Below are 23,540 nucleotides of genomic sequence, written 5' to 3' on the forward strand. Positions count from 1 at the left end.
AGTGCCGTAGTGCTCGCGATGATCGGCAGTCTGCTCGTGGCCCCGCCCAGCGCGCTGGCTGACCCGCCCTGGCTCGCCGAGGAGGAGACCAGCGAACAGTTCGAACCCGACCCGTTGGTGACCGGGGCCGACGCGCCGGTCGTCGTGGCGACGGCCGGGACGGACGCGACGCTGAGCGCGCTCACCCGGTCGGCCGGCGGTGACATCTCCGACTTCGGTCCGACGTTTACTTCGCGAAACCGCTTCTACCAGCTCCTCACCGAGAGCGACTCGGTCACGCTGGCGCCGGTGGCGACCGACCCGAACGCGTCGATCGCGCTCACCCTGGACGGGGCGCCGGTCGCCGCGGCGCAGGACGGTTCCTTCGCGCTGTCGCTGACCCGTGGTCGCAATGCGGCTGCCATCCAGGTGACGTCGGCGGACGCGAGCACCACCACCACCTATAACGTGGCGATCTGGTTCGGCATGTCCCCGGAACCCAAGGTCATCTCCCTGACCCAGACCCGCTCGTCCGTGCTGGGCGGCGCCCGGATGACGATCTCCATGCGGGACGGCACCCTGCCCGAGTACCCGTACTGTTCCTCGATCGGCACGCGGATCGGCGGCCAGTCGCAGAAGACGACGATCAGCCGCGACCTCGATCCTGAGACCGGGGTCACCCGGATCATGGTGCAACTTCGGCCCTCCCTCGGCCGCAAGCCCGGGCCCGCCGACCTCGAAGTGAGCTCGTTCTGCAGCGTCGGCGGCTACATGGGCATGGAAGGCCGGACGACGATCAAGGGCGCCGTCACCTACTTCGACGACTACGCGGTCACCAGCGCGGAGGTGCCCACCCCGGTTACCGCCGCCTCCAAGATCGTGCTGCGCGGCCCGGGCATGGTCAGCCCGGCCGAGTACGTCTACTGGATCTCCGACGCCCAGGGCCGGATCATCCCCGACGTCTATCGGTGGAAGTCCGGCTGGACCGGCGACGACAACGCCACCATCTTCGTCGAATATCCGGACGGCGACGCGTGGGCGGGCTCCGGCCGGCGCACCCTGCACGCCGGTGTCTGCCCCGACAAGGTCCTCAGCTACGAGCCGGAATGCACCTCGTTCTGGACCCGGGCCATCAACTGGGTCGCACCCGCGCCAGCCGACTTGTCCGTGACTCCCGCGGTGGGTCCCGTCACCGGCGGCACGAAGGTGCGCGTCAAGGGCCGGTTCCTGGCCTCCGGCGACATCAATCTCACGCTGAAGATCGGCGACCAGGAGATCGGCAAGCCCAACATCGTCCAGCGCGCCAAGGGCGCCAAGACCTTCGACGAGTACCGGCAGAACTACGACATCCTCGAGTTCGACACCCCGCCCGCACTGACGCCCGGACCGGTGCAGATCACCGCCACGTCCCAGTACGGCACGGCAACCTCCGCCGGCTCCTTCACGTACGTGGCCCGCCCGGCCATCACCTCGCTCGCCCCCACCACGGTCGCCGCATCCGGTGGTGCGGTCATCACCGTCCAGGGCACCGACTTCGGCGCCACCGGCCGGCCCTCGGTCATCATCGGCGGCGCGAAATCGCCGCTGGTGACCCGGATCAGCAGCACCAAGCTGACCGCGGTCGTACCCACCGGCCTGAACGCCGGCCCGGTCAACGTGCAGGTCTCCTCGGCGCAGGGCGGCGGGATCTCCGACGCGGCCACCCTCACCCTCGCCGCGCCCGGCACGGCACCGACCGTCAGCCAGCTCAGCCCCACCTCGGCCAAGACCGGCGACCCGGTCACCATCACCGGCGCCGGATTCGGCAGCGCCGGCACCGCAAGCGTCAGCGTCGACGGCGTGTACGCCCGAGTGACCGCGTCCAGCGGCAACTCCCTGACGTTCGACGTCCCGGCTACGGACAGCACCGGCGCCAAGGACGTCGTGGTCGCCTCCGTCACCGGCCGCACCACGCAGGCGGGCGGGCTGACCGTGCTCGCCGAGGACGGCATCACCTCCGTGTCGCCGGGATCAGTCCCGTCGTACGCCACCGGCAACGCCGCGAAGATCGACATCACGGGTAGCGGCTTCGGCACGAGCGGCAAGGTGAAGGTGGGTTCCGCTCTGGCCGCCAACTACACGGCCACCGCGGGCGGGACGCTGATCAGCGGTGTGACCGTACCGACTCCGACGGCCGGGCCCCTGGACATCACCCTGACGCCGACCGGGGCCAGCACACCGATGCGAGGCACCGTCCGGATCACCGCCCCGGTCCTCACCTACGTGGGCCCGGACCCGTACAAGGCCACGTTCCAGTTCCCCACCCCGGCGGTCGAGAAGAGCGGCGTCAAGCTGCTGATCCCGGCGACCGGCGGCAGCGTGGTACGCGTCGAGGGCAGCGGGTTCGGCTCGGCGGGCACGGTCAAGGTCGGCACCGCCACCGGCACCGTCATCTCCTGGGTGGACGGCGCAATCGTCTTCAAGAGCCCGGCAAACGCCGCGGGGGACTATCCGGTGACGGTCACCCCCACCGGCTCCACCCTGTCGGCCACGCGGGCAGCCGCGGTGGGCTACTTCGCGACCGTGGGCCTGCCCACCATCGGGCGGATCGGTTCGACCATCGACCTCTCGCACAACTTCCGCAACGAGTTCGACCCGGCCGCCGACCAGTCCGACTCGTTCCTGCTCACCGGCACGAACCTGGCCGGCACGTCGGCCGCCGCCACCCGGGTGATCGTCTCGGACGAGAACGGCGACAACCCGCAGACGGTGCTGCCCACGGCGGTGACCGACACGTCGCTGACCTTCGCCGCGCCGCGCGGCTTCGCCACCGGGGACTGGAAGCGGGTCGTCGTCGTCACCGACGTCGGCCAGGCACTGACCACCCACGGCATCTTCTACCTCGTCGCCGGGGCAAGCATCACCGTGAGCCCATTCTTCGGATCCTGCCTGCGCACTCCACAGTCGGCGACCGGCAACCTCACCGTGAACCCGGCGGTGGTGACCATCGAGAACACCGGGACGCTGTTCGGAGCGTCCGGCACGGTGACCGTCGCCGGAGTCGCGGTCACACCGACCAGTTACGCCGACAACCAGGTGGTCATCGACATGGCGAACCTGGCCGGCGACCTGAGCAACCCGTGGGGCGGCAAGTCGATCCTGATCACCCCGGACGACAACACCCTGGTGCCGCAGCGGGTCAGCTTCACCTGCGGCCTGGAGGCCGACGTCATCGCCACCGCGAATGGCAGCAACAACGACCTGACGGTGCCCGCCGGCACTCCCTACACGATCGGCAACACCACCAACGGATTCATCGGCACGAACCCGTTCGTCGCCACGGCCCCGGGCGGCTATGAGTACGTGACTGCCGCCGACTATGCCAACACCGTGTTCGCCGCGAACGTACAGGCCGGTATCCCGGTCGGCGCAGGCGAGTACTGGGTGCGAGTGGCGCTCAGCCGGGCCACGTACGCCGCCGAGCGGTACCTGCAGCTCAATCAAGGGGCGGTGCGGGTGGTCATCACCGGCACGCCGATCACCATCACCCCGGTCTCGGCCAACGGCGCGAGCTTCGCCTACCGGGGCCAGTTGGGTGACGGCACCGCCGGCTCGCCCGCCGACTTCAGTTACACCCCGAGTGTCACCACCGACCGGATCACCAAGGTCGTGTGGGAATACCGCAACTCCTCCTGCGACCAACAGCCGGACACCGTCGGCTGGGTCGAAGGCCTGCCCCGCAACGTCGCGATCCAGTCGCAGACCTGCGGCGGCGACGGCACCACGCAAGCCGCCTGGGACGTACGCGTCAAATCCTTCGAGATGAAGAGCACCGGCACCGACCGGTCGATCTACTACGACGCGACCAGGCCCACGCTCCGGGTGACGATCAACCCCAAGAACCTCACCGTCTCCGGAGTACGGGCCGACAAGGTCTACGACGACACCGACGCGGCGATCCTCGGCAAGCTCACGCTGACCGGCGCGGTCACGGGCGACGACGTCGCCCTGGAGGGAACCTCCGGCTCGGGCACGTTCGCCGACCCGAACGCGGGCGCCAACAAGCCGGTCACGCTCGCCACCGACGTCGCCCTGGCCGGTGCCGCCAAGAACAACTACGCCCTGACCAACCTGCGGCCGACGGTCACCGGCACCATCGCGAAAGCCGACGTGACCCTGTCGCTGACAGTCAGCCCCACCTCGGTGCTGCTCTCCGCCGGCACGCCGGTCACCGTCACCGCGACCTCCACCAGCCGCCGCACCCTGGCTGCCACGTCCGGCGGGGCACCGATCACGTTGACCTCGCTCGACACCAGCATCTGCACGATCTCCGGAACGACGGTCACCCCGGTCGCCGCCGGCACCTGCCGGATCAGCGGCACCCAGGCGTCTTCGGCCAACTACAACGCCGCCACCGCGGCCTCCGACCCGGACAGCACGACGGAGGTCGTCGAGTTCCCGATCTTCGGCGCCCCGGCCCAGCTCGCCGTCATCGCCGACGACCTCGTCGTCCCGGTCGGCGCCCAGATCGACCCGACCGTCCAGGTCAGCGGCCTCTTCGGCAACGACGACGTGTCCGGCGTGGCCTACGACTACTACCAGGGCGCCAACCTGCTGCAGAACACGCCGACCACCGCGGGCACCTACAAGGTCGTCCCGAAGGGCGGCACCCTGAACGCCACCGACAACGCGGCGTACGCCAACCCGTCAGCGCTGCAATACGTTGCCGGCTCCCTGGTCATCACCCCCGAGCCGCCGACCATCACCCAGATCTCGCCGGCCCTCGGCACGGTCGAAGGCAACACCGAGGTGACCATCACCGGCACCCTGCTCCAGACCGTCCGGTCGCTGCGCATCGGCGACGTGACACTGCGCGCGCCCGACTTCAAGGTCAATGAGGACGGCACCAGCCTGACCTTCCGTACGCCCGCAGTGAAGTCACCGACGACGGTCTCCGTCACATTGGTGGCGGGCACAGCCGAAAGCGACGCGACGTACAGCTACATCGCCGCCCCGCCTCAGCCGACACCGACGCCGACGCCGACCCCTGAGCCGACTCCCGAGCCCACACCGACGCCGTCCCCGTCGCCGTCGGACCCGACGCCCACCCCCACGCCCACGCCGAGCCCGTCAGACCCGACACCTACTCCTACTCCTACGCCGACCCCCACCACCCCGCCTGCGCCGGCCGGGCCGGTGCGGCTCAACCTCGAACTCGACCTCAAAACCAACGAGAAACTGGTCGGCGCCGAGGCCACCCTGTCCGGCGGCGGGCTGCAACCCGCGTCGCCGTACGTCCTGACGATGTACTCCGAGCCGGTCGTCATCGCCAGCGGCACGACGAACTCCGCGGGCGGCTTCAAGGCCCAGATCACCATGCCGGGCAAGGCCTGCGTCGTCGGTGGCATGCACCGGCTGGTGCTCACCGGCAAGGCACCCGATGGCAGCACCGTCACCGACAGCAACTGGGTCGTCCTGAACGACACCTGCGGTGCGACCACCGGCTCCGGCGAAAGGCCGAAGAGCAATGTGGTGCAGCTGCGGTCGTTCATCTTCCCGTACCAGTCGGCCACCCTGAAGCTCGCCTCCAAGCGCAGCATCCGCGGCACGGTCAGCTCCATGCGCGGCGCCAAGGTCATCACCATCACCGGCTACACCCAGACCGGCCGCCAATCCAAGGCCGCCCGCGCCGCCAACCGGAAACTGGCAATGCAGCGGGCCGTCGCGGTCCGCGCCTACCTCCGTACGCTCGGCGTCAAGGTCCCGATCCGGGTAGTCGGCGCCGGCGGCGTCAAGCCGGTCAGCGTCGCCCAGCAACGCCTCAACCGCCGAGTCACCATCACCGCCCGCTTCTGACCGTCCGCCCGCGCACCCCGGCAGGCCGCCGACACTGGCAGCCGGCCGGGGTTCCTTCTGCGGAGTTCACTTCCGTCCGTACTGTGTGGCAGTGCTGGAGATCGGGGAGAACATTCAGGGATGCACGCTGACGGTGTGCCGGGACTGCTGCTGCGGCAGCCGCCGCAAGCACCCGGAGGTGGACCACGAAGGCCAGCTCGACCGGCTGCGGGAGTCGCTGCCGGCAGCCCATCGGGTACGCACCAGCCTGTGCCTGGACGCCTGCGCCCAGTCGAACGTGCTGGTCGTCCATCCGACGCGGGAGGCCCGACGGCGTGGCGCCCGGGCAGTGTGGTTCGGCTTGGTCCTCGACGACGCGATCGTCGACGACATCGCCAACTGGGTCAGCGCGGGCGGCCCGGGCGTCGCCCCGATGCCCGCGACGCTCACCCTCTCAGTCATCAAGGCGCCCGCCACGACCGCGAAACGGTGATGAGAAGCAACGTCGCTGGTCGGCCGATCTTCTCCACGTGATGACGGCCTGCCGAAGCAGGCCGCCACCGCTGACGTGATCTCGCTACCGCGGAGTCATTAAGAGTTGTCTTCTAGTGGCAAAGGAACGTGGGAGTCGAGTTCAGGATCGAAGATCAGGTGCTTTGCCGCTGCTCGCGAGCGTGCCCAAGCGCGGACGTCTTCCTCGGTTCCCTCCGTCGCCTCATAGCAAGCGTGGTGCTCCCCATCGCCCTGCCAGATGGCCCGCCAGTCGCCGTCTGGGTACAGGGTGACGAAGACGGTTCCCGTTCCTGCGGGAGGAGGCCCCGCGGGTGCTACGTCCATTTTTCGCGCTCCGGCTCGTTTATTGCTGAGTCCATCGGTCCATGCTGCGGAGGCCGGCGACGAGGCGCCGCAAGTCATCGAGCGTCGGATGATTGTCGAGCTCGACGCCGCCCGGATAAACCACTCGGGCTACGCCGACCGCGCGGTTCTTCACTATGGGATGAAGTGACGCGCCGGGGACTCGGCGGTTCAATGCTCTACCTGGCATGGGGATCTTCGGCTTTCGGGCCGCGCCGCACCCAGCCGAGGAAGCGGTCGTAGAGGTCGTCGACGCGTCCCCATTCGTGATCGGCGATTGCTTCCCGCAAGGCGTTGTCCAAGTGGATGCTCATATAGATCGCGAGGGCTATGCCGTGGCCCAGGTACTCCTCGGCGAGTTCGACTTTCGCCGGGGCGCAGGGCCAGGGCTCGTCGCAGACCGAGCAGTCGAAGCTCGGCTGGGTGGGGGTGTGTGTCAGCTCCTGCACGGTAGTCACTTCCTGCCGCCGAGGGCGCGGTGCTCGCCGAGCCGGCTGAGGTAGCCCGCGTGCCCGATCTGTGCGGCGGCGCTGTAGTTCGGCCAGGCGCCGGTCCGGTCGAGCGCCGCGGCGGCGGCCCGGATGCGTTCCAGCTTGGCTTCGTCGCACGGCCATTGCACGCCGCAGGATCGGCAGCGGCGTGGGCGCCACCAAGCAAGCCGTCCCCACCGTCCACGCGCACGCGGGTAGTGCACGCGATCACCTCCCCTTGCTAACCGGACGGGGTGCGCAGATGGCACCTGCCGTGATCAACAGTGCAAGACGTGCTGTGACCTAGACTGCACGCACCCACACGGGTTTGCAAGGCTTGTATTTCCGGATCACGCTTACGCGAGGGCGTGTGCACACCTGTGCCTGAGGCCGTGCACACTGACAGGACGGAGTGGAAGGGATGGCGGAAGTGGCGGGACGCAGGGCGCCAACTATCCGACTCAGGCGGCTGGCCTCTGAGCTGCGTCGCCTGCGCGTCGAGGCCAAGCTCACGGTCGAGAAGGTGACCAAAGAGACCGGGCTGGATCAGTCCTCGCTCTACCGCATCGAGCGAGCCCTGAACAAGCCTCAGCGCCGCACGGTGATCACGCTGCTTCAGCTCTACCAGGTCGAGAAGGACCGCCAAACCACCCTGCTGGGTTGGCTGAAGGAGTCCGGTCAGACCGGCTGGTTCCAGGTCCACGAACCGTTCCTGCCCGAGCAATATCAGGCATACGTGGCCTTCGAGCACGAAGCTGAGGCACTCAAGAACTACGAGAGTCTCTTTATCCCGGGCCTACTCCAGACCGCCGAATACGCACGAGCAGTGATCGTCGACGCGGATCTCGGGAGAAGTCTGGACGCAGACGCGGCGGATAGCCGTGTCGACGTGCGTATGCAGCGTCAATCCGTCTTTACCCGCCCAGTGCCCATGCAGCTTCACGCGGTAGTGGACGAGGCTGCCCTCCGACGAGAGGTTGGCAGCGCGCAGATCATGCGTGCGCAGCTCGAACGCCTTGCCCATGCATGTGCGTTGCCCAATGTCCGCTTGCAGGTCGTCCCGTTCAAGGCTGGCGCACATCCAGGCATGCCGGGCTCATTCGTCATCATGGACTTTGCTGATCCGTTCGACGCGCCACTGGTTTACGTCGACGGGATTGCGGGTGACGCCTTCCTGGAAACAGGGGAGGATGTTGCACGCTTCGCGCGGACGTTCGACCTCATCGCGCAGGCGGCGCTAAGCCCGGCCCAGTCCAAGAAGATGATCCAGGAAGCCGCGAAGGCTGCATAGTGCAGGAGGAAGCTTAGATGGAACGGAATGTTTGGCGTAAGAGCACCAGGTCGAGCTCCAGCGGCCAGTGTGTCGAGGTCATGGTCACGGACACTGAGGTCCTGGTTCGCGACACTAAGGATCGGAGCAAGCCGGCGCACAGCTTCACCCACGGCGAATGGACGGCGTTCACCGGCGGTGTGCGCGAGGGTGAGTTCGACCTCTGACGGTCGTCCCGCGAAAGCGGCCCCTAGCTAGGCGGATGATGCCCAGCTAGAGGCCGCTTTGCTTATCTGGACTGACTTTAACCTCATCGCGTGTGCGGCACCGAGCCAGTTCCAGGGCGAGAATGGGACCAGGAAGCCTGCGAAGGTGCATGTCAGGAGGGCAATCTCGATGGAACGCAACGTATGGCGTAAGAGCACTAAGTCCAGCGCAAGCGGCCAATGCGTCGAGGTCATGGTTACGGACCTTGAAGTTCTCGTTCGTGACACCAAGGACCGGAGCAAGCCGGCGCACCATTTCACCCACGGTGAGTGGGCGGCGTTTACCGGTGGTGTGCGGGACGGCGAGTTCGACCTCTAGTGATCTCTTACAGCGACATGCCTCGGCGGGACAGCATCGTCCAGCCGAGGCGTGTCGTCCTGCACACGTCTCTTGAGCGGATGGCGGATTAGTGAGCGCTGGTCGGCGCCAACTGTTTCAGGCCCATCGGCGCTCTTCTTTGTCCGCCCACCAGGTGACGAGTTGTTCCGCAATGGTCGAGGTGGGGAACCGGTCTGCGGCGGTGCCGAGATGCCGACAGATTTCTTTGTCTAGCCACGCCCCGGCGTCGGCGACGTTGCCTGCGCAGTCGAGTGTGACCAGTACAGGACCGATCAGGTAGTCGTACCCGCCGGGACCGAAGGCGTCGGTGAGGAGCTCACGCACTTCGTGGACTGCCTCCTGGTGCCCGGCGGCCATGGCGCGGACCTGATCGTCGGGATCGTTCGCCAGCTGCGTAACCAGTTCAGTGACCGCCTGCAGGTCCATGCTCGGGATGTCGCGGGTCACCGCATACAGGGCGTAGTAGCGGGTTTCGGCGTCGTCGTCGTGGCAGAGCCGCAGCAGCGCATCGGCGGCTTCGGGTTCCACCTGGTCGAGGTTGACCAGGCCTGGCAGGGCAGCCGCGACGTGAAACCGCACCCACTCGTCGGGGTGATCCGCGAGGGCAACGACCTGCGGCAATGCTTCCTTGTCGTGGTGATAGCCCAGTGCCGACACGATCCAGTGCAGCACGGCAGGATCGGTCTCTTCGCGAAGCCGGGTACGCATCAGCGCAACCGTCTCGTCGCGGAAGGGCCGATGTCCATCGGGCTGCTCATCGCCGAGCTCCCGCAAGATCCGCACACCCAGTTCGCGCTGCTCGGCGTCGCTGTCGCAGGCCAGTGCGGCGGCGCGGTCGAAGACCTCCCGGGTCGGCCGCCGGTGCAGGGCGACGAATGCCGGCTGCGGAGCGTCACCGTCATCGTCTGTCATCTCTCGCCGCGCTAGCCGCAACAACACATCAAGTGACAGTTCGTCCGGCGTAGGCATAGCGGCATCGCTCACACTCTCAAGTGTGTACTCACCGCGGGTGGCGATCTCGGGAACACACCATGTGGGGTTGTGGTTTTCGGGGGCCACCCAGATATGGTGTTGCCCGCAGCTGGTTCGGCCGTGCCGTGAGGGTGGGGTCGAGGCAAGAGGGAACCCGGTGGAAATCCGGGACTGCCCCGCAGCGGTGAGTGGGAACGACCGCCGTCACACAGCACTGGGCGCCAAGCCTGGGAAGCGACGGCCAGTAGGAATCGAGTTCGACGCCCGCGAGTCCGAAGACCTGCCAGCGCGCCGCGCACCGTTGGGGTGTGCGGCGGTCGAAGGCCGCGTGGGACGGCCGACGCCCCTGATGCTCTGCGGCGGTCAGTGAGCTGCGAGCTGGTGGTGTCTGCCCCCGCGTGCCCGAAGGCCATGGGCTCGCGAGGAGAGGGCATGACGCTCACACCGGAGAAGACCACCGTGCCGGAGCAGCGGCGGCACGCGATGCAGGTGCGTAAGCGCAACGGGGACCTGGAGACCGTCGACGTCAACAAGATCGTCAAGGCGGTCGAGCGGTGGGTGGCTGACCTCGGTGAGGTGGAGCCGCTGCGGGTCGCCACCAAGACGATCAGCGGCCTGTACGACGGCGCTACCACCGCTGAGCTGGACAAACTGTCGATCCAGACCGCCGCTGAGCTGATCAGCGAGGAACCGCAGTATTCGAAGCTTGCCGCTCGGTTGCTCGCTGCCTATGTGGACAAGGAAGTCCGTAACCAGGGTGTGGCGAGTTTCAGCCAGTCCATCCGTTATGCCCACCAGCAGGGGCTGATCGGCGACGAGACCGCCGCGTTCGTCGCCCGGAATTCGCGCAAGCTTGATGACGCCGTCAACCTCGATGGTGACCTGCGGTTTGAGTACTTCGGCCTGCGGACCGTCGCGGACCGTTACCTGCTGCGCCACCCGGAGACGCGGGAGGTCGTGGAGACTCCGCAGTACTGGCTGCTGCGGGTCGCGTGTGGCCTGTCGACCGAGCCTGGTGAGGCGATCGGCTTCTACCGGCTGATGTCGTCGCTGGCGTATCTGCCCAGCTCACCCACGCTGTTCAACTCCGGGACCCGGCACACGCAGATGTCGTCGTGTTTCCTGGTGGACTCGCCGAAGGACGAGCTGGACTCGATCTATGAGCGGTATCACCAGGTGGCGAAGCTGTCGAAGTTCTCCGGCGGCATCGGCATCTCCTGGTCGCGGGTCCGCGGCCGGGGCGCGCTGATCCGGGGCACGAACGGCAAGTCGAACGGCATCGTGCCGTTCCTGAAGACCCTCGACGCGGGTGTCGCCGCGGTCAACCAGGGCGGCCGGCGTAAGGGTGCGGCCTGTGTCTATCTGGAGCCGTGGCACCCGGACGTCGAGGAGTTCCTGGAGCTGCGCGACAACACCGGCGAGGAGTCGCGCCGCACGCACAACCTGAACCTGGCGAACTGGATTCCGGACGAGTTCATGCGTCGGGTCGAGGCTGACGCCGACTGGTCGCTGATCGACCCGTCCGACGCCCCTGAGCTGCCCGACCTGTTCGGCGAGGCCTTCGACGAGGCCTACCGCCGGGCGGAGAAGAAGGCCGTTAAGACCGTCAAGGCCCGTGATTTGTACGGCCGGATGATGCGTACCCTGGCCCAGACCGGCAACGGCTGGATGACGTTCAAGGACGCGTCGAACCGCCTGTCGAACCAGACCGGCGCCCCGGGTAACACGATTCACCTGTCGAACCTGTGCACCGAGATCCTCGAGGTAAACGCCGACGACGAGACCGCGGTGTGCAACCTCGGGTCGATCAACCTGAGCGCGCACATCAGCGACGGCGGCGTCGACTGGGAGAAGCTGCGCGCCACGGTGCGGACCGCGGTGGTGTTCCTCGACCGGGTGATCGACATCAACTTCTACCCGTCGGAGCAGGCCGCTGCGTCGAACCCGCGGTGGCGGCCGGTCGGGCTCGGGCTGATGGGGTTGCAGGACGCGTTCTTCCAGCTGCGGCTGCCGTTCGACTCGGCGCAGGCGAGGGAGTTGTCGACGCGCGTGCAGGAGGAGATTTTCCTGACCGCGTTGGAGTCCAGCGTGGCGTTGGCGCAGCAGTTCGGTCCGCACCCGGCGTATTCGGAGACTCGGGCGGCGAAGGGCGATCTGCACCACGAGTTGTGGGGTGCCACGCCGGAGCAGACGTCGCGGTGGGCTGAGCTGAAGACGCAGATCGCCGAGCACGGGTTGCGGAACTCGCTGTTGATCGCGATCGCGCCGACCGCGACCATCGCGTCGATCGCCGGGTGTTACGAGTGCATCGAGCCGCAGGTGTCCAACCTGTTCAAGCGCGAGACGATGTCCGGCGAGTTCCTGCAGATCAACACCTACCTGGTCCGGGAGCTGAAGGCGCGCGGGCTGTGGACGGCACCGGTCCGGGACCAGATCAAGCGGGCCGAAGGTTCGGTGCAAGGCATCACAGAGCTGCCGGCCGAAGTGCGGGAGTTGTTCCGCACGGCGTGGGAGTTGCCGCAGAAAGCCCTGATCGATCTCGCGGTTGCCCGCGGGCCCTACATCGACCAGTCGCAGTCGCTGAACCTGTTCCTGAGTGCGCCGACCATCGGCAAGCTCTCCTCGATGTATCTCTACGGCTGGAAAGCCGGGCTGAAGACGTCGTACTACCTGCGGTCGCGGCCCGCGACGCGCATTCAGCAGGCCACCACCTCGGTGCTCCCGGCGGTCGCTGCGTTGCCGACGGTGTCCGACGAGGAAGCCCTGGCCTGTTCCCTGGAAAATCCTGAAAGCTGTGAGGCCTGCCAGTGACGACCATTCCCGAACCCCGCACCACCGACACCACACCCGCCCCGGCCCAGCGGCAGATGTTGCTCGACCCGGGCATGGACCTGACGCTGCGGCCGATGCGGTACCCGCACTTCTTCGACCGGTTCAAGGACGCGATCAAGAACACCTGGACCGTCGAGGAGGTCGATCTGCATTCCGACCTCGCCGACCTGGCGAAGCTGTCGGCGGCCGAGCAGCATCTGGTGTCGCGGCTGGTCGCGTTCTTCGCCACCGGCGACACCATCGTGGCGAACAACCTGGTGCTCAACCTGTACCAGCACGTCAACTCGCCCGAGGGCCGGCTGTATCTGTCTCGGCAGTTGTTCGAAGAGGCGGTGCACGTCCAGTTCTATTTGAACCTGCTCGACACGTATGTGCCGAACGAGCAGGAACGGTTCGAGGCGTTCGCCGCGGTGGAGAACATTCCGTCGATCGCGCGTAAGGCCGAGTTCTGTTTCAAGTGGATCGACTCGATCTTCGAGCTGCGGTCGCTCGAAACGAAGGCGGATCGGCGGGCGTTCCTGCTCAACCTGATCTGCTTCGCCGCGTGCATCGAGGGCCTGTTTTTCTACGGCGCTTTCGCGTACGTGTATTTCCTGCGCTCGCGGGGTTTGCTGCACGGTCTCGCGTCGGGCACGAACTGGGTGTTCCGCGACGAGTCCATGCACATGGCGTTTGCGTTCGATGTGGTCGACACGGTGCGGGCCGAGGAGCCGGACCTGTTCGACGACGAGATGGAACGTCAGGTCAAGGAGATGCTGGCCGAGGCTGTCGAGTGTGAGGTGCAGTTCGCGGCCGACCTGCTCGAGCAGGGCGTGTCCGGGATGAGCCTGGCCGACATGCGCGAATACCTGCAGCACGTCGCCGACCGGCGGCTGTCGGTGCTCGGTATCGCCCCCATGTACGGCAGCAAGAACCCGTTCGCGTTCATGGAACTGCAAGACGTCCAGGAGCTGTCGAACTTCTTCGAACGGCGCGTTTCCGCCTACCAGGTCGGCGTCACCGGCACGGTCAGCTTCGACGACGACTTCTAGTCGCCGGCGGGGGCGGGCGCACACCCGTCCCCGCTGACCGGTGTCACCTGCGCCGACACCAGCCCGGACCGGTCCACCCCCAGCTGCTTACCCACCGCGGCCAGCCGGTTGTGCACCGTGCGGGGCGTGGTGAACAACAACTGCGCGATCTCCGCATCGGACAGCCCGCCGGCCGCGAGTCCGGCCAGGTGCCGTCCGACCGGATCCAGGCGGTCGGCGGGCCGGTCGGTCAGTGCCGCCCCGGGGGTGGTTCCGGCCAGTGCCAGACTTTGCCGTACGCCGGCCAGCAGTCCCCGAGCGCCACACCGCCGTGCCAGGTCGGCCGCGGTGCGCAGATTGCCGATGCCGGCGGCCGGCTGTCCGGAGCTGAGCTGGAACCGGCCCAGCTCGTACCTGCCGCGGGCTTCTTCGAGGCGGGACGGTGACCGCTGGAGTTCGGTGACCGCGTCGGTGAGCAGGGCCAGGCCCGCTTCGCCGCCGGTGACCACGCCCAGGGCGCGCATGCTGACGCCGATGCTGCGCGGCGTGCCCCAGCGCCGGGCCAGCTCCAGTTCTTCGGCGGCGAGTTCCCGGGCGGCGCCGGCTTGGCCCAGGGCGGCGTACGCGAGGGCGGCCTGCGAGCGCCAGGCGGCGATGGCCGGGCTGGCGATGCCGGCGGCGTTCTGCGTGCTGCCACATTCCAGCAGCGCGGCCAGTCCACCGGCGACGTCGCCGGCGGCCACACGCAGCCGGCCCCGCATCAGCAGGAATCGGCCGCGGTCCCAGGCTGCGTCGGGGGCGTGGGTGGCACCGTGCCGGCGCACGATTGCTTCCGCGGCGGCGACATCGCCGAGCTCGATGTGGGCGTTCACGGCGAGCGCCACGAACGGCAGCGCCGAGTAGCCGAGCTCGAGCGGCATCAGCTCAAGGACGGTTTGCGCGATGTCGAGGGACGGCAGCACGTCGCCGCGGATGCTGGCAATCGTGGACGTGCCGAACCGCGACAATATGGATAGGTACGGCGAGCCACTGTGGATCGCCTGCTCGCCTATCTCCCGAAACCACCCGGACGCCTCGGGCAGCCGGTCCGCGGCCAGCAGACCTATCGCGGCCAGGGCAAACAGCACTCCGGCCGGGCCGTGCAGGTGCAGGCCGCCGTGCAGGGCGCGGCCGAGCAATTCGCTGGTCTGTGCGGCGCTGAGGTTCCCGGCAGCGCCGTCGAGTGACAGCGCGGCGAGCAGCGCCCGTTCCCCCGGAGTGTCACCGCGCGGCGGCGCCTCGGCCAGGTCATGCAGCACCTTGCGCACCACCGGGATCGTCGACACATTCTCGTACGCGACCTGAATGAGTTGCGCCTGCAGCAGCAGCGCCAGCTCCCGCCGCGGCCCCGGCGGTCCCGTGGCAGCGGCACCCAGCTCGGCTACCGCCTCTTCGAGCACGGCCACCGCCTCGGGGCCGCGCCGGGCCATCAGCAACGCGTTGGCGAGCAGTCCGGCGGTGCGGCCGCGCTGCTCGGCGTTCAGCATCAACGCCATCGCTTCGCGCAGATGCCGGGCCGCTCCGGCGGGATTGTGGAACAGCAGGTCCGAGCCGAGTGCCACCAGGACCTGAGTGCGGGCCGCCTTGTCGAGCGGTTCCCGCAGCGCGCGTCGCAGGAACAGCACGGCAACGTCGGGAGCGCCCCGACCCCGGGCGAGCTGCGCCGCGTCCTGCAACACCTCGGCCGGCCACCGGTCGTCGATGAGGTCGCTGTGCATCAGGTGCCCGGCGACCACCTCGCTCGGGGCGCCGCCGTCGTAGCGGACCCGGGCGGCGCGGACGTGCGCGGCGGTCAGCTCGGCAGCGGTCATGGTGCTGAGGACGGCGGGGCGGACCAGCCGGTGCCGGAACCGCGGCGGGTCCACCGTGCCCAGGACGCCGAGCAGTTCCAGCCGGCGGAGCTGATTCGCCAGGTCGAAGTCGGTCAGCTCGGTCACGTCGGCCAGGGTCGCCCGGTCGACGTCCTCGTCCAGTACGGCGAGCGTGCGGGCGACCAGCCGGGGCCGTTCGGGTTCGCGGGACAGTCGGTCCACGATGCCGCGGGTGAGCGCCTGGGCGCCGTACTCATGAACCTGGTCGATGTTGTCCCCGACCGGCCGCAGCCCGCTTTCGGCGATGGTGCGCAGCAGCTCGGCAAGGAAGAGCGGGTTGCCGCTGGAGGCTTCCCGACACGACTCGCAGAACCGGTCGTCGGCCGCTGCCCCGAGGCGGGCGCGGACCATGCGGGCGACGGCGGTCCGGCCCAGTGGGCCGACGGCGAGCCTGCCGCAGTCTCGGGACAGCAACTCGTGGAGTGCCGGGTCAGGTTCGCCTTCGCCGCAGCGGCGGGCCAGCACGATCAGCACCGGCAGCCCGGACAGCCGTCGGCTCAGGTAGGCCAGCCAGCGCAGCGACGGTGGATCGATGCGGTCCAGGTCGTCCACCACGAGGATCACCGGACCGCGCTCGGTGAGGTTGACCAGCAGCCAGAACAGCGCGTGCAGCAGCAGGGCGGACGGCACCGGCTGGGCGGCCGCGGCGGGGGCGGGCACGTCGTACGCGAGCACCCGCAGGGCGAGCGCGGCCTGTCCCACGAACAGCAGCTCGCGCTCCGCCTCGGATCGGGTCAGCACCGGGTGCAGCAACTGCCGGACCGTGGCGAACGCCCAGTCCTGCTCGGACTCTGCGCAGGTGGCGCGCAGTACGGTTACGCCGCGCTCGCTCTCTATCGTGGACCACTCGCGCAGCAGAGTGCTCTTACCGATGCCGCTCGGACCTTCGACGCAGAGCAGGCTGGGGCGGCCGTCGCGGGCGGCGTCTGCTGCTTTTTCCAGGGTGGCGAGCTCGGCTGCCCGGTCCCGGACGACGGGGTGGTCCGGGGCTGGCGGCGGTTCGGTCGGCGCCGGCGCGGAGCGCAGGATGCGCTGGTGGAGCTGTTGCAGCTCCGGGCCGGGATCCACGCCGAGCTCTTCGACCAGTTCGTCCCGGAAGCGCGGATAGATCGCCAGGGCCTCGGCCTGTCGACCGGACAGGTTCAGGGCGCGCATGAGCTGGCCGCGCAGCCGTTCCCGCAGCGGGTGCTCGGCGATCATCCGGTGCAGCTCCGGAATGACTTCGTCGTACCGGTCGAGCTGGAGGTCCGCGTCGACGCGCGCCTCGACGGCCTGGATCTGCAGCTCGGCGAGGCGCCCGCCCTCGTCGCGGCGGAGCACTTCGGACGGTACGTCGACGAGTGCGGCGCCGCGCCAGAGAGCCAGCGCGTCCCGCATCAGCGTGCTCGCCGCAGCCCAGTCGTACGCCCGCGCGGCAGCCCGGCCTGCGTCACTCATGGTGACGAAGCGATGCACATCTAGCTCTCCGTCGATGACCTCGAACAGATAGCCGGGTGGCTGTGTGCGCAGTCGTGCGCCCACTTTGTCGCCGAGACTCTTGCGCAGCCGCATGACGTGGTTCTGCAGTGCGCCGCGGGCGCCGCGCGGTGGCTGGCCGTCCCAGATCAGCTCGGCCAGCTCGTCGGCCGGGACCACTGTATTGGCCCGGAGCAGCAGCGATGCGAGGAGAACCCGTTGCCGGGCAGCCCGTACCGGGATCCGGGTGCCGGCCTCCTCGACCAGCAAAGGTCCCAACAGACCGAACCGCACGTCATCTCCTAGCGGGTTGTGCAGACGCCCTGCGAGCCGGCGGGCGCGTGTGAGCGAGATGTGAGCGAGCCGGGAGCGGAGCCTAGCAAGCTGCTGACTGGGTGTGATCGATGATGCATTCTCTTTGTGATCCAGGAGAGTTGAGATGGTGGTTCGCGGCCGGCGACTCGGTACGCCGATGATCGTCCCGGTAGTCCGCAGCCGAGGCATGTCCTGCACGACGGGATCCCGCCGTGCGCGGCAGGTACGCGTCCTGGTCGTCGCCGCCGACCTCGTACGCCGCGCCGGCCTGTCCACATTGCTGCGCCAGTCCGATGGCATCGACGTCATCGGCGAGACCTGCGACGAGGCCGCTGCGCTGAGTCAGGCGCGGGCCGGGCGCCCCGACGTCGTCCTGCTCGACGGGCCGCCCTGGTGGGCCGAGCGCGTCTGCGCCTCGCTACGGGCCTACGGGCCGGTACTGCTGATCGGCGACCGTACGCCGCTGCCCCCGGAGCCCAGCCGTGGCCCCGCCGGACAGCTGGTGCCCGGCGAATTCTCCGTCGAGGAGCTGGCCGGCTCGGTCCGCTGGATCGCTACCGGCCGGACGATGGCACCGCCGCGGCCGCTGCGCAACGGATTCGCCGTAGCGATCGACGGGCCGGACACCGCGCACGATCGGGCGGTGGGCCAGCCGGCGGCGGCCCTACGCTTCGGGCTTTCCCGCCGCGAAGGGGAAATCATGGAACATGTGGTCCGCGGGATCGGCAACGCCGACATCGCCCAGCGGCTATTCATCAGCGAGAAGACGGTCAAGAATCACGTCAACCACATCTACCGCAAGCTGCGCGCGACGAACCGTGCCGAGGCGATCGCCCGCTGGCTGGGTCTCGCCACCGCCTAAGGCAGGTGGAACCACACCTTCTTGCCGCCACTCGGCACCGTCTCCGTGCCCCAGTCCTCGGCCAGTCGCGCCACGATCAGCAGCCCCCGGCCACCCTCACTGTCCGCGTCCGCGGCCTGCTGAGCTGGTGGCCGGTCGCTGGAATCGGTGACCTCGACCCACACGCCGTCCGCCAGCCGCAGCTCCACCAGCACGTCCCCGCCGGTGTGCTGAATCGCGTTGGTGACCACCTCATCCAGCAGCAACAACGCATCGTTCAACAGCCGCTCCTGGCCCCACGCGGTGAGCAGGTCCGCCGCGAAGCGCCGGGCCGACGGTGCGCTGACCGGCTCACCGCGGAACCGGCGGGCGGCCCGTCGGCGCCCCGGGGCGGGGGAGTCGTTGGTCAGACACAGCACCGCCACATCGTCGGTGCGCGGCTGCGGCCCGACCCGGCTGTCCAGCAGGTGATCAAGAACCGCATCCGGGTCACGGCTCGGGGCGATCTGCAGCGCCGCGCACAACTCTCCGAAGCCCTGGTCGATCGGATGCCGATGGTCCTCCACCAGGCCATCGGTGTAGAGCACCAGATTGGCCGCCGGCGGCAGCAAGAAGGTCGTCTCCGCGAAGACGGCCGTCCGCGCGACGCCGAGCGGCACGCTGCGGCGCAGATCCACCAGAGCCGCCGAGTCATCCGTACGCAGCACCGGCGGCGGATGCCCGGCCAGGACCGCGGTGACCGTCCCCTCGGTCAGGTGCACCTCGAGATAGCAACACGTCGCGATGGCGTCGAGATGCAGGTCGAGCAGGAGTTGATTGGCGTGATGCAGGACCCCCGCCGGCGTGTGCCGCTCCGCCGCGTACGCCCGCAACGCACTGCGCACCTGGCCCATCGTGGCGGCCGCCGCGGCACTGTGCCCCGCAATGTCGCCGATGACGACGCCGACGACGCCGTTGCCGAGCGCGATGAGGTCGTACCAGTCGCCGCCGACGTCGACGCCGTGCGTCCACGGCAGGTAGCGGGCGGCGTGCCGCAGACCGGGCACCTCGGGCAGCCGAGCAGGCAGCAGCGCCCGCTGCAGCTCGGCCGCGATCGACGTCCGGGTCTCGAACAGCAGCGCCCGTTGCAGCGCCTGCGCGCTGAGCCCGGCCAGCGCGGTCAACACGTCGCGCTCCTCGACGTCGAACTCGCGGGGGTGGCCGTACCCGACGATCAGCGTGCCGAGCACCTCGCCAGCGACCGCGAGCGGCAGAAACGCCCAGGCCTGTCGGCCGCCGCGGGGCACCCGGACGGTCGGATCGGGCTGGGCGGCCTCGAACTCACCGGTCGACGTCAGGTACCGCGGCCGACCGGTCCGGGCCACCGCCGTTGCCGGGTACGGATGATCGAGCGGCAACCGGCGCAGCCGCTCCACCACGTCCGGCTCGTACCCGGCGTGGTAGGCCACCCGCAGGTGGTCGTCGTGCCGCAACAGCAAAGCGAGGCCCTGGCCCCCGGCGGACGGGCGCAACACCGCGCCGATAGCGGCATACACCTCGGCGGTAGTGCTGGCCGCGACCAGCGCGGTGGTGACCTTCTGCAACGCCCCTGCCCGGGCCGCCGCCTGCTCGGCACGAGCCACGCTGCGGGTGAGTTCCAGCTGCTGATCGACGTGGTCGGTGATCTCCCGGAAGGACACGGCCACGAACCCGGCGCCCGCCCGTCCCATGTTGATCTCCCACACCTGCCCGATCTCCGGGTACGGCAGCCGCACCCGGCACTGCTCCCCGGTCGCCGCCACCCGGCAATACCGGTCGAACAGCCCGTCCGCCCAGCTCGACGGGGAAACGGCACTGAGCCGTCCGCCGATCACGTCCTCCGCCGCCCGTCCGGTCAGCTTCGCGCCGAGCTGGTTCACGTACTCGCAGATGAAGTCGGTGATCTCGCCGTGGTCGTCGCGGACCGCGCGGAGCAGGGTGAAGCCGTCGAACGCGGCGTCCAGCATGTCGTACAGGCGGCTGCCGCCGTCCGACTGCGGCGCCAGGGTCACCTGGCGCAGATCGACAAACCGAATCCCGAAGCCGTCACCGTACGGCCCGATGCGCAGCTCGAAATGCCCGGCGACCGAAGCCCGGTCGTAGTAGACCGTGCGGGTTACCGGCTCCCGGGTCTCCACCACCCGGCAGTACAGCGGCAGCGTGCCGTCATGCACGGTCTCCGGCCACATCTCGCGGTACCGGCCGCCGATCAGCTCGGCGCGGTCGCGGCCGGACATCCGGGCACCCACGTCGTTGATGTAGATCAGCTCGAAATCGACGATTTCCCCGCGCTCGCGGACGGCCCGCGCCAGGACCCAGCCCTGGGGATCGTCGTCGAGCAACGCGAGGAGCTGCGCGTCCACCCGTACCTCCTCCGTCTGCGCACGTCGCCGGCTCCCATCTTCTCCCGATGTCGGGCGAACCGGCATTGCCGCGGCAGAGTGAGCCGCGCTGGTTCGGCTGCGCATGTGACGCGCGTGGCAGGATCGTGGTGACGATGGTCGATGGCGAACGCCGGCAGCGGCCTGGCGGGTCGCGGACGCTCGGCCGTCGAGTGGCCGGACTTGCTGGAGTACGGCACTGTGCCCTTGAGGTTGCCGGTGGGGTGCAGAACGGTGCGGTCCGCCGAGCCGGCGAGAAAGCGCTTCAACCCGGCGGGAAGGCGCCGATGAGTCACGCGGAAGGAGGGCTGGCTATGGAACATCTGAACGCGGAACAGCTCTCGGTCGCCCTGTTGGCGATCGAGGACCGCATGATGTGGGACGCCGCTGCCACCTTCCGTACCGCCACCGAGCTGGAGAACCGCGCCACCGAGCTGGGCGAGGAGACCCTCGTCGTCCGGGCCCGGCTGTGCAAGACCAACATGCGTCTGCGGATGGGCGAGTTGGCCGTCGCCAACCGGGAAATCCACGAGATCCACGAATGGGCCGCCGAGCAGGGCGACGGCATGCTCCTCGCGCGTACGCACCTGGTGTGGGCGAACATCGACCGCCTCCTCGGCGACGCCGCCAAGTCGCTGGAACACTCGTTGAGCGCGGTGGAACTGCTGGACGAGCACGCCACCGACCACATGCGGGTGTGGCACGTCAACAAGCTGGCCGACGCGCTCGCCTTCGCCGACTCGATGGACGACGCCCGCGTCCGGTACGCCCAGGCCGAGGAGATCGCCCTCGCCCTGCACATTCCCCGCCTGCTCATGCAGGTGTTCAACAACCACGCCTACCACGAGCAGATCGCCGGCAACCCCGAGCGCGCCCAGGAGGTCGTGGAACGCCTGCTGCACCACGCCGAGGAGCACGGCTTCCAGGTCGACGCCGCCATCCTCGACACCGTGGCCGCCATCCACATCGCCAACGGCCGGTACGCCGACGCCGAACAGACCATGCAGGTGTGCCTCGCCCAGCACGAGACCGGCGAACGCGACGACGCCGACGCCCTGGCCGAATACCTGCTCACCCTGGCCCAAGCCCAGCGCGGCCTCGGCGACACCGAGCAGGCCCAGCGCAGCCTGGACGCCTCCGAAGCGGAAGCCGGCCAGCGCGGTCTGCACGAAGTCCTGGTCCGCGTCCGCCGCGAGCAGGCCGAACTGCACGCCGCCCGGGGCGAGTTCGCCGAAGCCTTCGCCATGCACAAGCAGTTCTTCGAGGCGTACGAGCAGCTCCGCTCGCAGCAGCAGGAGGCACAGGCCCGGACCCGGCAGGCGATCTTCGAGACCGCCGAAGCCCGCGAGGAGGCCCGTCGCTTCCGTGAGCAGGCCCGCCGCGACCCGCTGACCGGCCTGCGCAACCGCCGGTACGTCGACGAGGAACTGCCCGCCCTCATCGCCGCCGACCCGCGCCTGACCGTAGCCATCGTCGACCTCGACCACTTCAAGCGGATCAACGACCAGCTCTCGCACGACGTCGGCGACCAGGTCATCGTGCAGGTGGCCGGGCTCCTCGACACGAGGCTGTCGGCGGTCTGCCCGGACGGCTTCGTGGCCCGGCTGGGCGGCGAGGAATTCCTGGTGGTGCTGCCACACACGCCGCCGGCCGCGGCTGCCGTTCTGCTTGAAGACGTACGTGCCGCAGTCGCCTCCTTCTCCTGGGCCGGCGTCTGCGCGGACCTGCCGGTGACGGTCAGCATCGGCGTCGCCGGGCTGTGCGAGGCAGCGATCCGCACCCAGCCCGGCCTCCTCGCCACCGCCGACCGCAACCTGTACGTCGCGAAGCGTGCCGGTCGTGACCGCGTGGTCGGCGGCGTAGGCGAAGAACAAGCCCTCGCACTCAGCTCCCGCAGCGCCGCCTGACCGCCAACTCGCGCCGGGCTCAGCTGGCCGCTCTTCTTCGGGCCGTCGATGACGCGCCGTGCGGCTTGCCCTTTTCCGCCGGACGGCCGGGGACGTGCGGGCAACCCATAAAGTGCTTTTCGTGGCCACGGCGACCGTTGCACAACTCGTGCACATCATTGAGCGGGTCGGCAGTCTGATCGCCGTCATCGAGCCCGCCCATTGGCACCTGCCGACGCCCTGCCCCGAGTGGGACGTGCAGACGCTGGTCCGCCACCTGGCCCTCGGCAACGCCATGGTGACCTCGGCACTCGTGGCCGCGCCGATGACCAGCAGCGACCTACGTGCCGGGTTCGACGAGAGCGCGGACACCCTCATCACAGCCTTCGAGAAGCCGGGCGTGCTGGACCGCCTCGTGGACGTCCCCTTCGGTCGGGTCCCCGGTGAGCTGGCCCTGCACTTGCGCCTCACCGAACTGCTCGTGCACGGCTGGGATCTGGCCCGCGCGCTCCACCGCCCGGTCGGATTCGCCGCCGACGTCGTGGAACAGGAGTTGGCACACACGGCCCCGATGCTCGCCGCCCTGCCGCCTGCCAGCCGCCCCTTCGCCGCCGCGGTCAGCCCCGCCTCGGACGCCGCCGCCCTCGACCGCCTCGCCGCCGCCCTCGGCCGCCAGTAAGACCGCGCGCCGCGGGTAAGCAGCCGTTCGCGGCTGAGCCGGCAAGACTTGCGCCGCGGGTAAGCCGCCGTTCGCGGCTGAGCCGGCAAGACTTGCGCCGCGGGTAAGCCGCCGCTCGCGGCTGCGCCGGCAAGACCTGCGTCGCGCTTGGGCGGTGGTCGGCGGCCCTCGGATTGAGGATGTCGCTCGGCGGTATGACCGTGCTACCTTTGCCGCAGCCGTGCCCTGGATGCCGGCGGCGGATGCC

Annotated in this window: 15 protein-coding genes and 1 riboswitch; of the genes, 10 read left to right on the forward strand and 5 right to left on the reverse strand. The window is 69.0% G+C overall.

What is annotated here, in order from left to right; translation table 11 throughout:
* The first annotated feature begins 18 nt into the window (after window positions 1-18).
* Both ACIA1L_RS17030 and ACIA1L_RS17035 read left to right on the forward strand, forming a co-directional pair.
* Window positions 19-5,814, forward strand: a complete 5,796-nt coding sequence (locus ACIA1L_RS17030) for an IPT/TIG domain-containing protein (protein WP_396073665.1) — start codon at window positions 19-21, stop codon at window positions 5,812-5,814.
* Between the two features lie 127 nt (window positions 5,815-5,941).
* The gene (locus tag ACIA1L_RS17035) at window positions 5,942-6,286 is read left to right on the forward strand and encodes a hypothetical protein (RefSeq protein WP_396074059.1); all 345 of its coding nucleotides are present in this window, start codon (window positions 5,942-5,944) and stop codon (window positions 6,284-6,286) included.
* A gap of 541 nt (window positions 6,287-6,827) precedes the next feature.
* On the opposite strand, the gene ACIA1L_RS17040 is transcribed toward ACIA1L_RS17035, so the two are convergent.
* Both ACIA1L_RS17040 and ACIA1L_RS17045 read right to left on the reverse strand, forming a co-directional pair.
* The gene (locus ACIA1L_RS17040) at window positions 6,828-7,097 is read right to left on the reverse strand and encodes a hypothetical protein (protein WP_396073666.1); all 270 of its coding nucleotides are present in this window, start codon (window positions 7,095-7,097) and stop codon (window positions 6,828-6,830) included.
* 5 nt (window positions 7,098-7,102) lie between these two features.
* The gene (locus tag ACIA1L_RS17045; protein ID WP_396073667.1) at window positions 7,103-7,267 is read right to left on the reverse strand and encodes a hypothetical protein; all 165 of its coding nucleotides are present in this window, start codon (window positions 7,265-7,267) and stop codon (window positions 7,103-7,105) included.
* Window positions 7,268-7,539: 272 nt separating this feature from the next.
* Here ACIA1L_RS17045 and ACIA1L_RS17050 point away from each other — a divergent pair, with 272 nt between their 5' ends.
* From ACIA1L_RS17050 to ACIA1L_RS17060, 3 genes are all read left to right on the forward strand, one after another.
* Window positions 7,540-8,409, forward strand: a complete 870-nt coding sequence (locus ACIA1L_RS17050; protein ID WP_396073668.1) for a Scr1 family TA system antitoxin-like transcriptional regulator — start codon at window positions 7,540-7,542, stop codon at window positions 8,407-8,409.
* Window positions 8,410-8,426: 17 nt separating this feature from the next.
* Entirely contained in the window at window positions 8,427-8,615 is a 189-nt protein-coding gene (locus ACIA1L_RS17055; protein WP_396073669.1) for a DUF397 domain-containing protein, read from the forward strand.
* A 169-nt stretch (window positions 8,616-8,784) separates the two neighbouring features.
* On the forward strand, window positions 8,785-8,973 hold the full coding sequence (locus ACIA1L_RS17060; RefSeq protein ID WP_396073670.1) for a DUF397 domain-containing protein: 189 nt from the start codon (window positions 8,785-8,787) through the stop codon (window positions 8,971-8,973).
* A gap of 117 nt (window positions 8,974-9,090) precedes the next feature.
* Here ACIA1L_RS17060 and ACIA1L_RS17065 read toward each other — a convergent pair whose 3' ends face one another.
* Entirely contained in the window at window positions 9,091-9,906 is an 816-nt protein-coding gene (locus ACIA1L_RS17065) for a HEAT repeat domain-containing protein (RefSeq protein WP_396073671.1), read from the reverse strand.
* Window positions 9,907-10,059: 153 nt separating this feature from the next.
* A riboswitch (cobalamin riboswitch) is annotated at window positions 10,060-10,269 on the forward strand.
* Between the two features lie 129 nt (window positions 10,270-10,398).
* Here ACIA1L_RS17065 and ACIA1L_RS17070 point away from each other — a divergent pair.
* Together ACIA1L_RS17070 and ACIA1L_RS17075 are read left to right on the forward strand one after the other, a co-directional pair.
* Complete coding sequence (locus ACIA1L_RS17070; protein ID WP_396073672.1) at window positions 10,399-12,777, forward strand: ribonucleoside-diphosphate reductase subunit alpha; 2,379 nt, start codon at window positions 10,399-10,401, stop codon at window positions 12,775-12,777.
* A 56-nt stretch (window positions 12,778-12,833) separates the two neighbouring features.
* Window positions 12,834-13,829, forward strand: a complete 996-nt coding sequence (locus tag ACIA1L_RS17075) for a ribonucleotide-diphosphate reductase subunit beta (protein ID WP_396074060.1) — start codon at window positions 12,834-12,836, stop codon at window positions 13,827-13,829.
* Here the strand turns inward: ACIA1L_RS17075 and ACIA1L_RS17080 are convergent.
* Window positions 13,826-17,467, reverse strand: coding sequence for a BTAD domain-containing putative transcriptional regulator (locus ACIA1L_RS17080; RefSeq protein WP_396073673.1), 3,642 nt, complete (start codon window positions 17,465-17,467; stop codon window positions 13,826-13,828). The two genes, ACIA1L_RS17075 and ACIA1L_RS17080, sit on opposite strands and share 4 nt — an antisense overlap.
* A 145-nt stretch (window positions 17,468-17,612) precedes the next feature.
* Here ACIA1L_RS17080 and ACIA1L_RS17085 point away from each other — a divergent pair, with 145 nt between their 5' ends.
* Window positions 17,613-18,350, forward strand: coding sequence for a response regulator transcription factor (locus tag ACIA1L_RS17085; protein ID WP_396073674.1), 738 nt, complete (start codon window positions 17,613-17,615; stop codon window positions 18,348-18,350).
* On the opposite strand, the gene ACIA1L_RS17090 is transcribed toward ACIA1L_RS17085, so the two are convergent.
* On the reverse strand, window positions 18,347-20,710 hold the full coding sequence (locus tag ACIA1L_RS17090) for a SpoIIE family protein phosphatase (protein ID WP_396073675.1): 2,364 nt from the start codon (window positions 20,708-20,710) through the stop codon (window positions 18,347-18,349). The two genes, ACIA1L_RS17085 and ACIA1L_RS17090, sit on opposite strands and share 4 nt — an antisense overlap.
* Before the next feature lie 332 nt (window positions 20,711-21,042).
* On the opposite strand from ACIA1L_RS17090, the gene ACIA1L_RS17095 reads away from it, so the two are divergent.
* Window positions 21,043-22,635 (forward strand): diguanylate cyclase, encoded by a 1,593-nt coding sequence (locus ACIA1L_RS17095; RefSeq protein WP_396073676.1) that lies wholly within the window; start codon window positions 21,043-21,045, stop codon window positions 22,633-22,635.
* Window positions 22,636-22,756: 121 nt separating this feature from the next.
* Complete coding sequence (locus ACIA1L_RS17100) at window positions 22,757-23,293, forward strand: TIGR03086 family metal-binding protein (protein WP_396073677.1); 537 nt, start codon at window positions 22,757-22,759, stop codon at window positions 23,291-23,293.
* Window positions 23,294-23,540: the final 247 nt, after the last annotated feature.

Source organism: Actinoplanes sp. NPDC051859, from assembly GCF_044452725.1.
GTDB lineage: Bacteria > Actinomycetota > Actinomycetes > Mycobacteriales > Micromonosporaceae > Actinoplanes.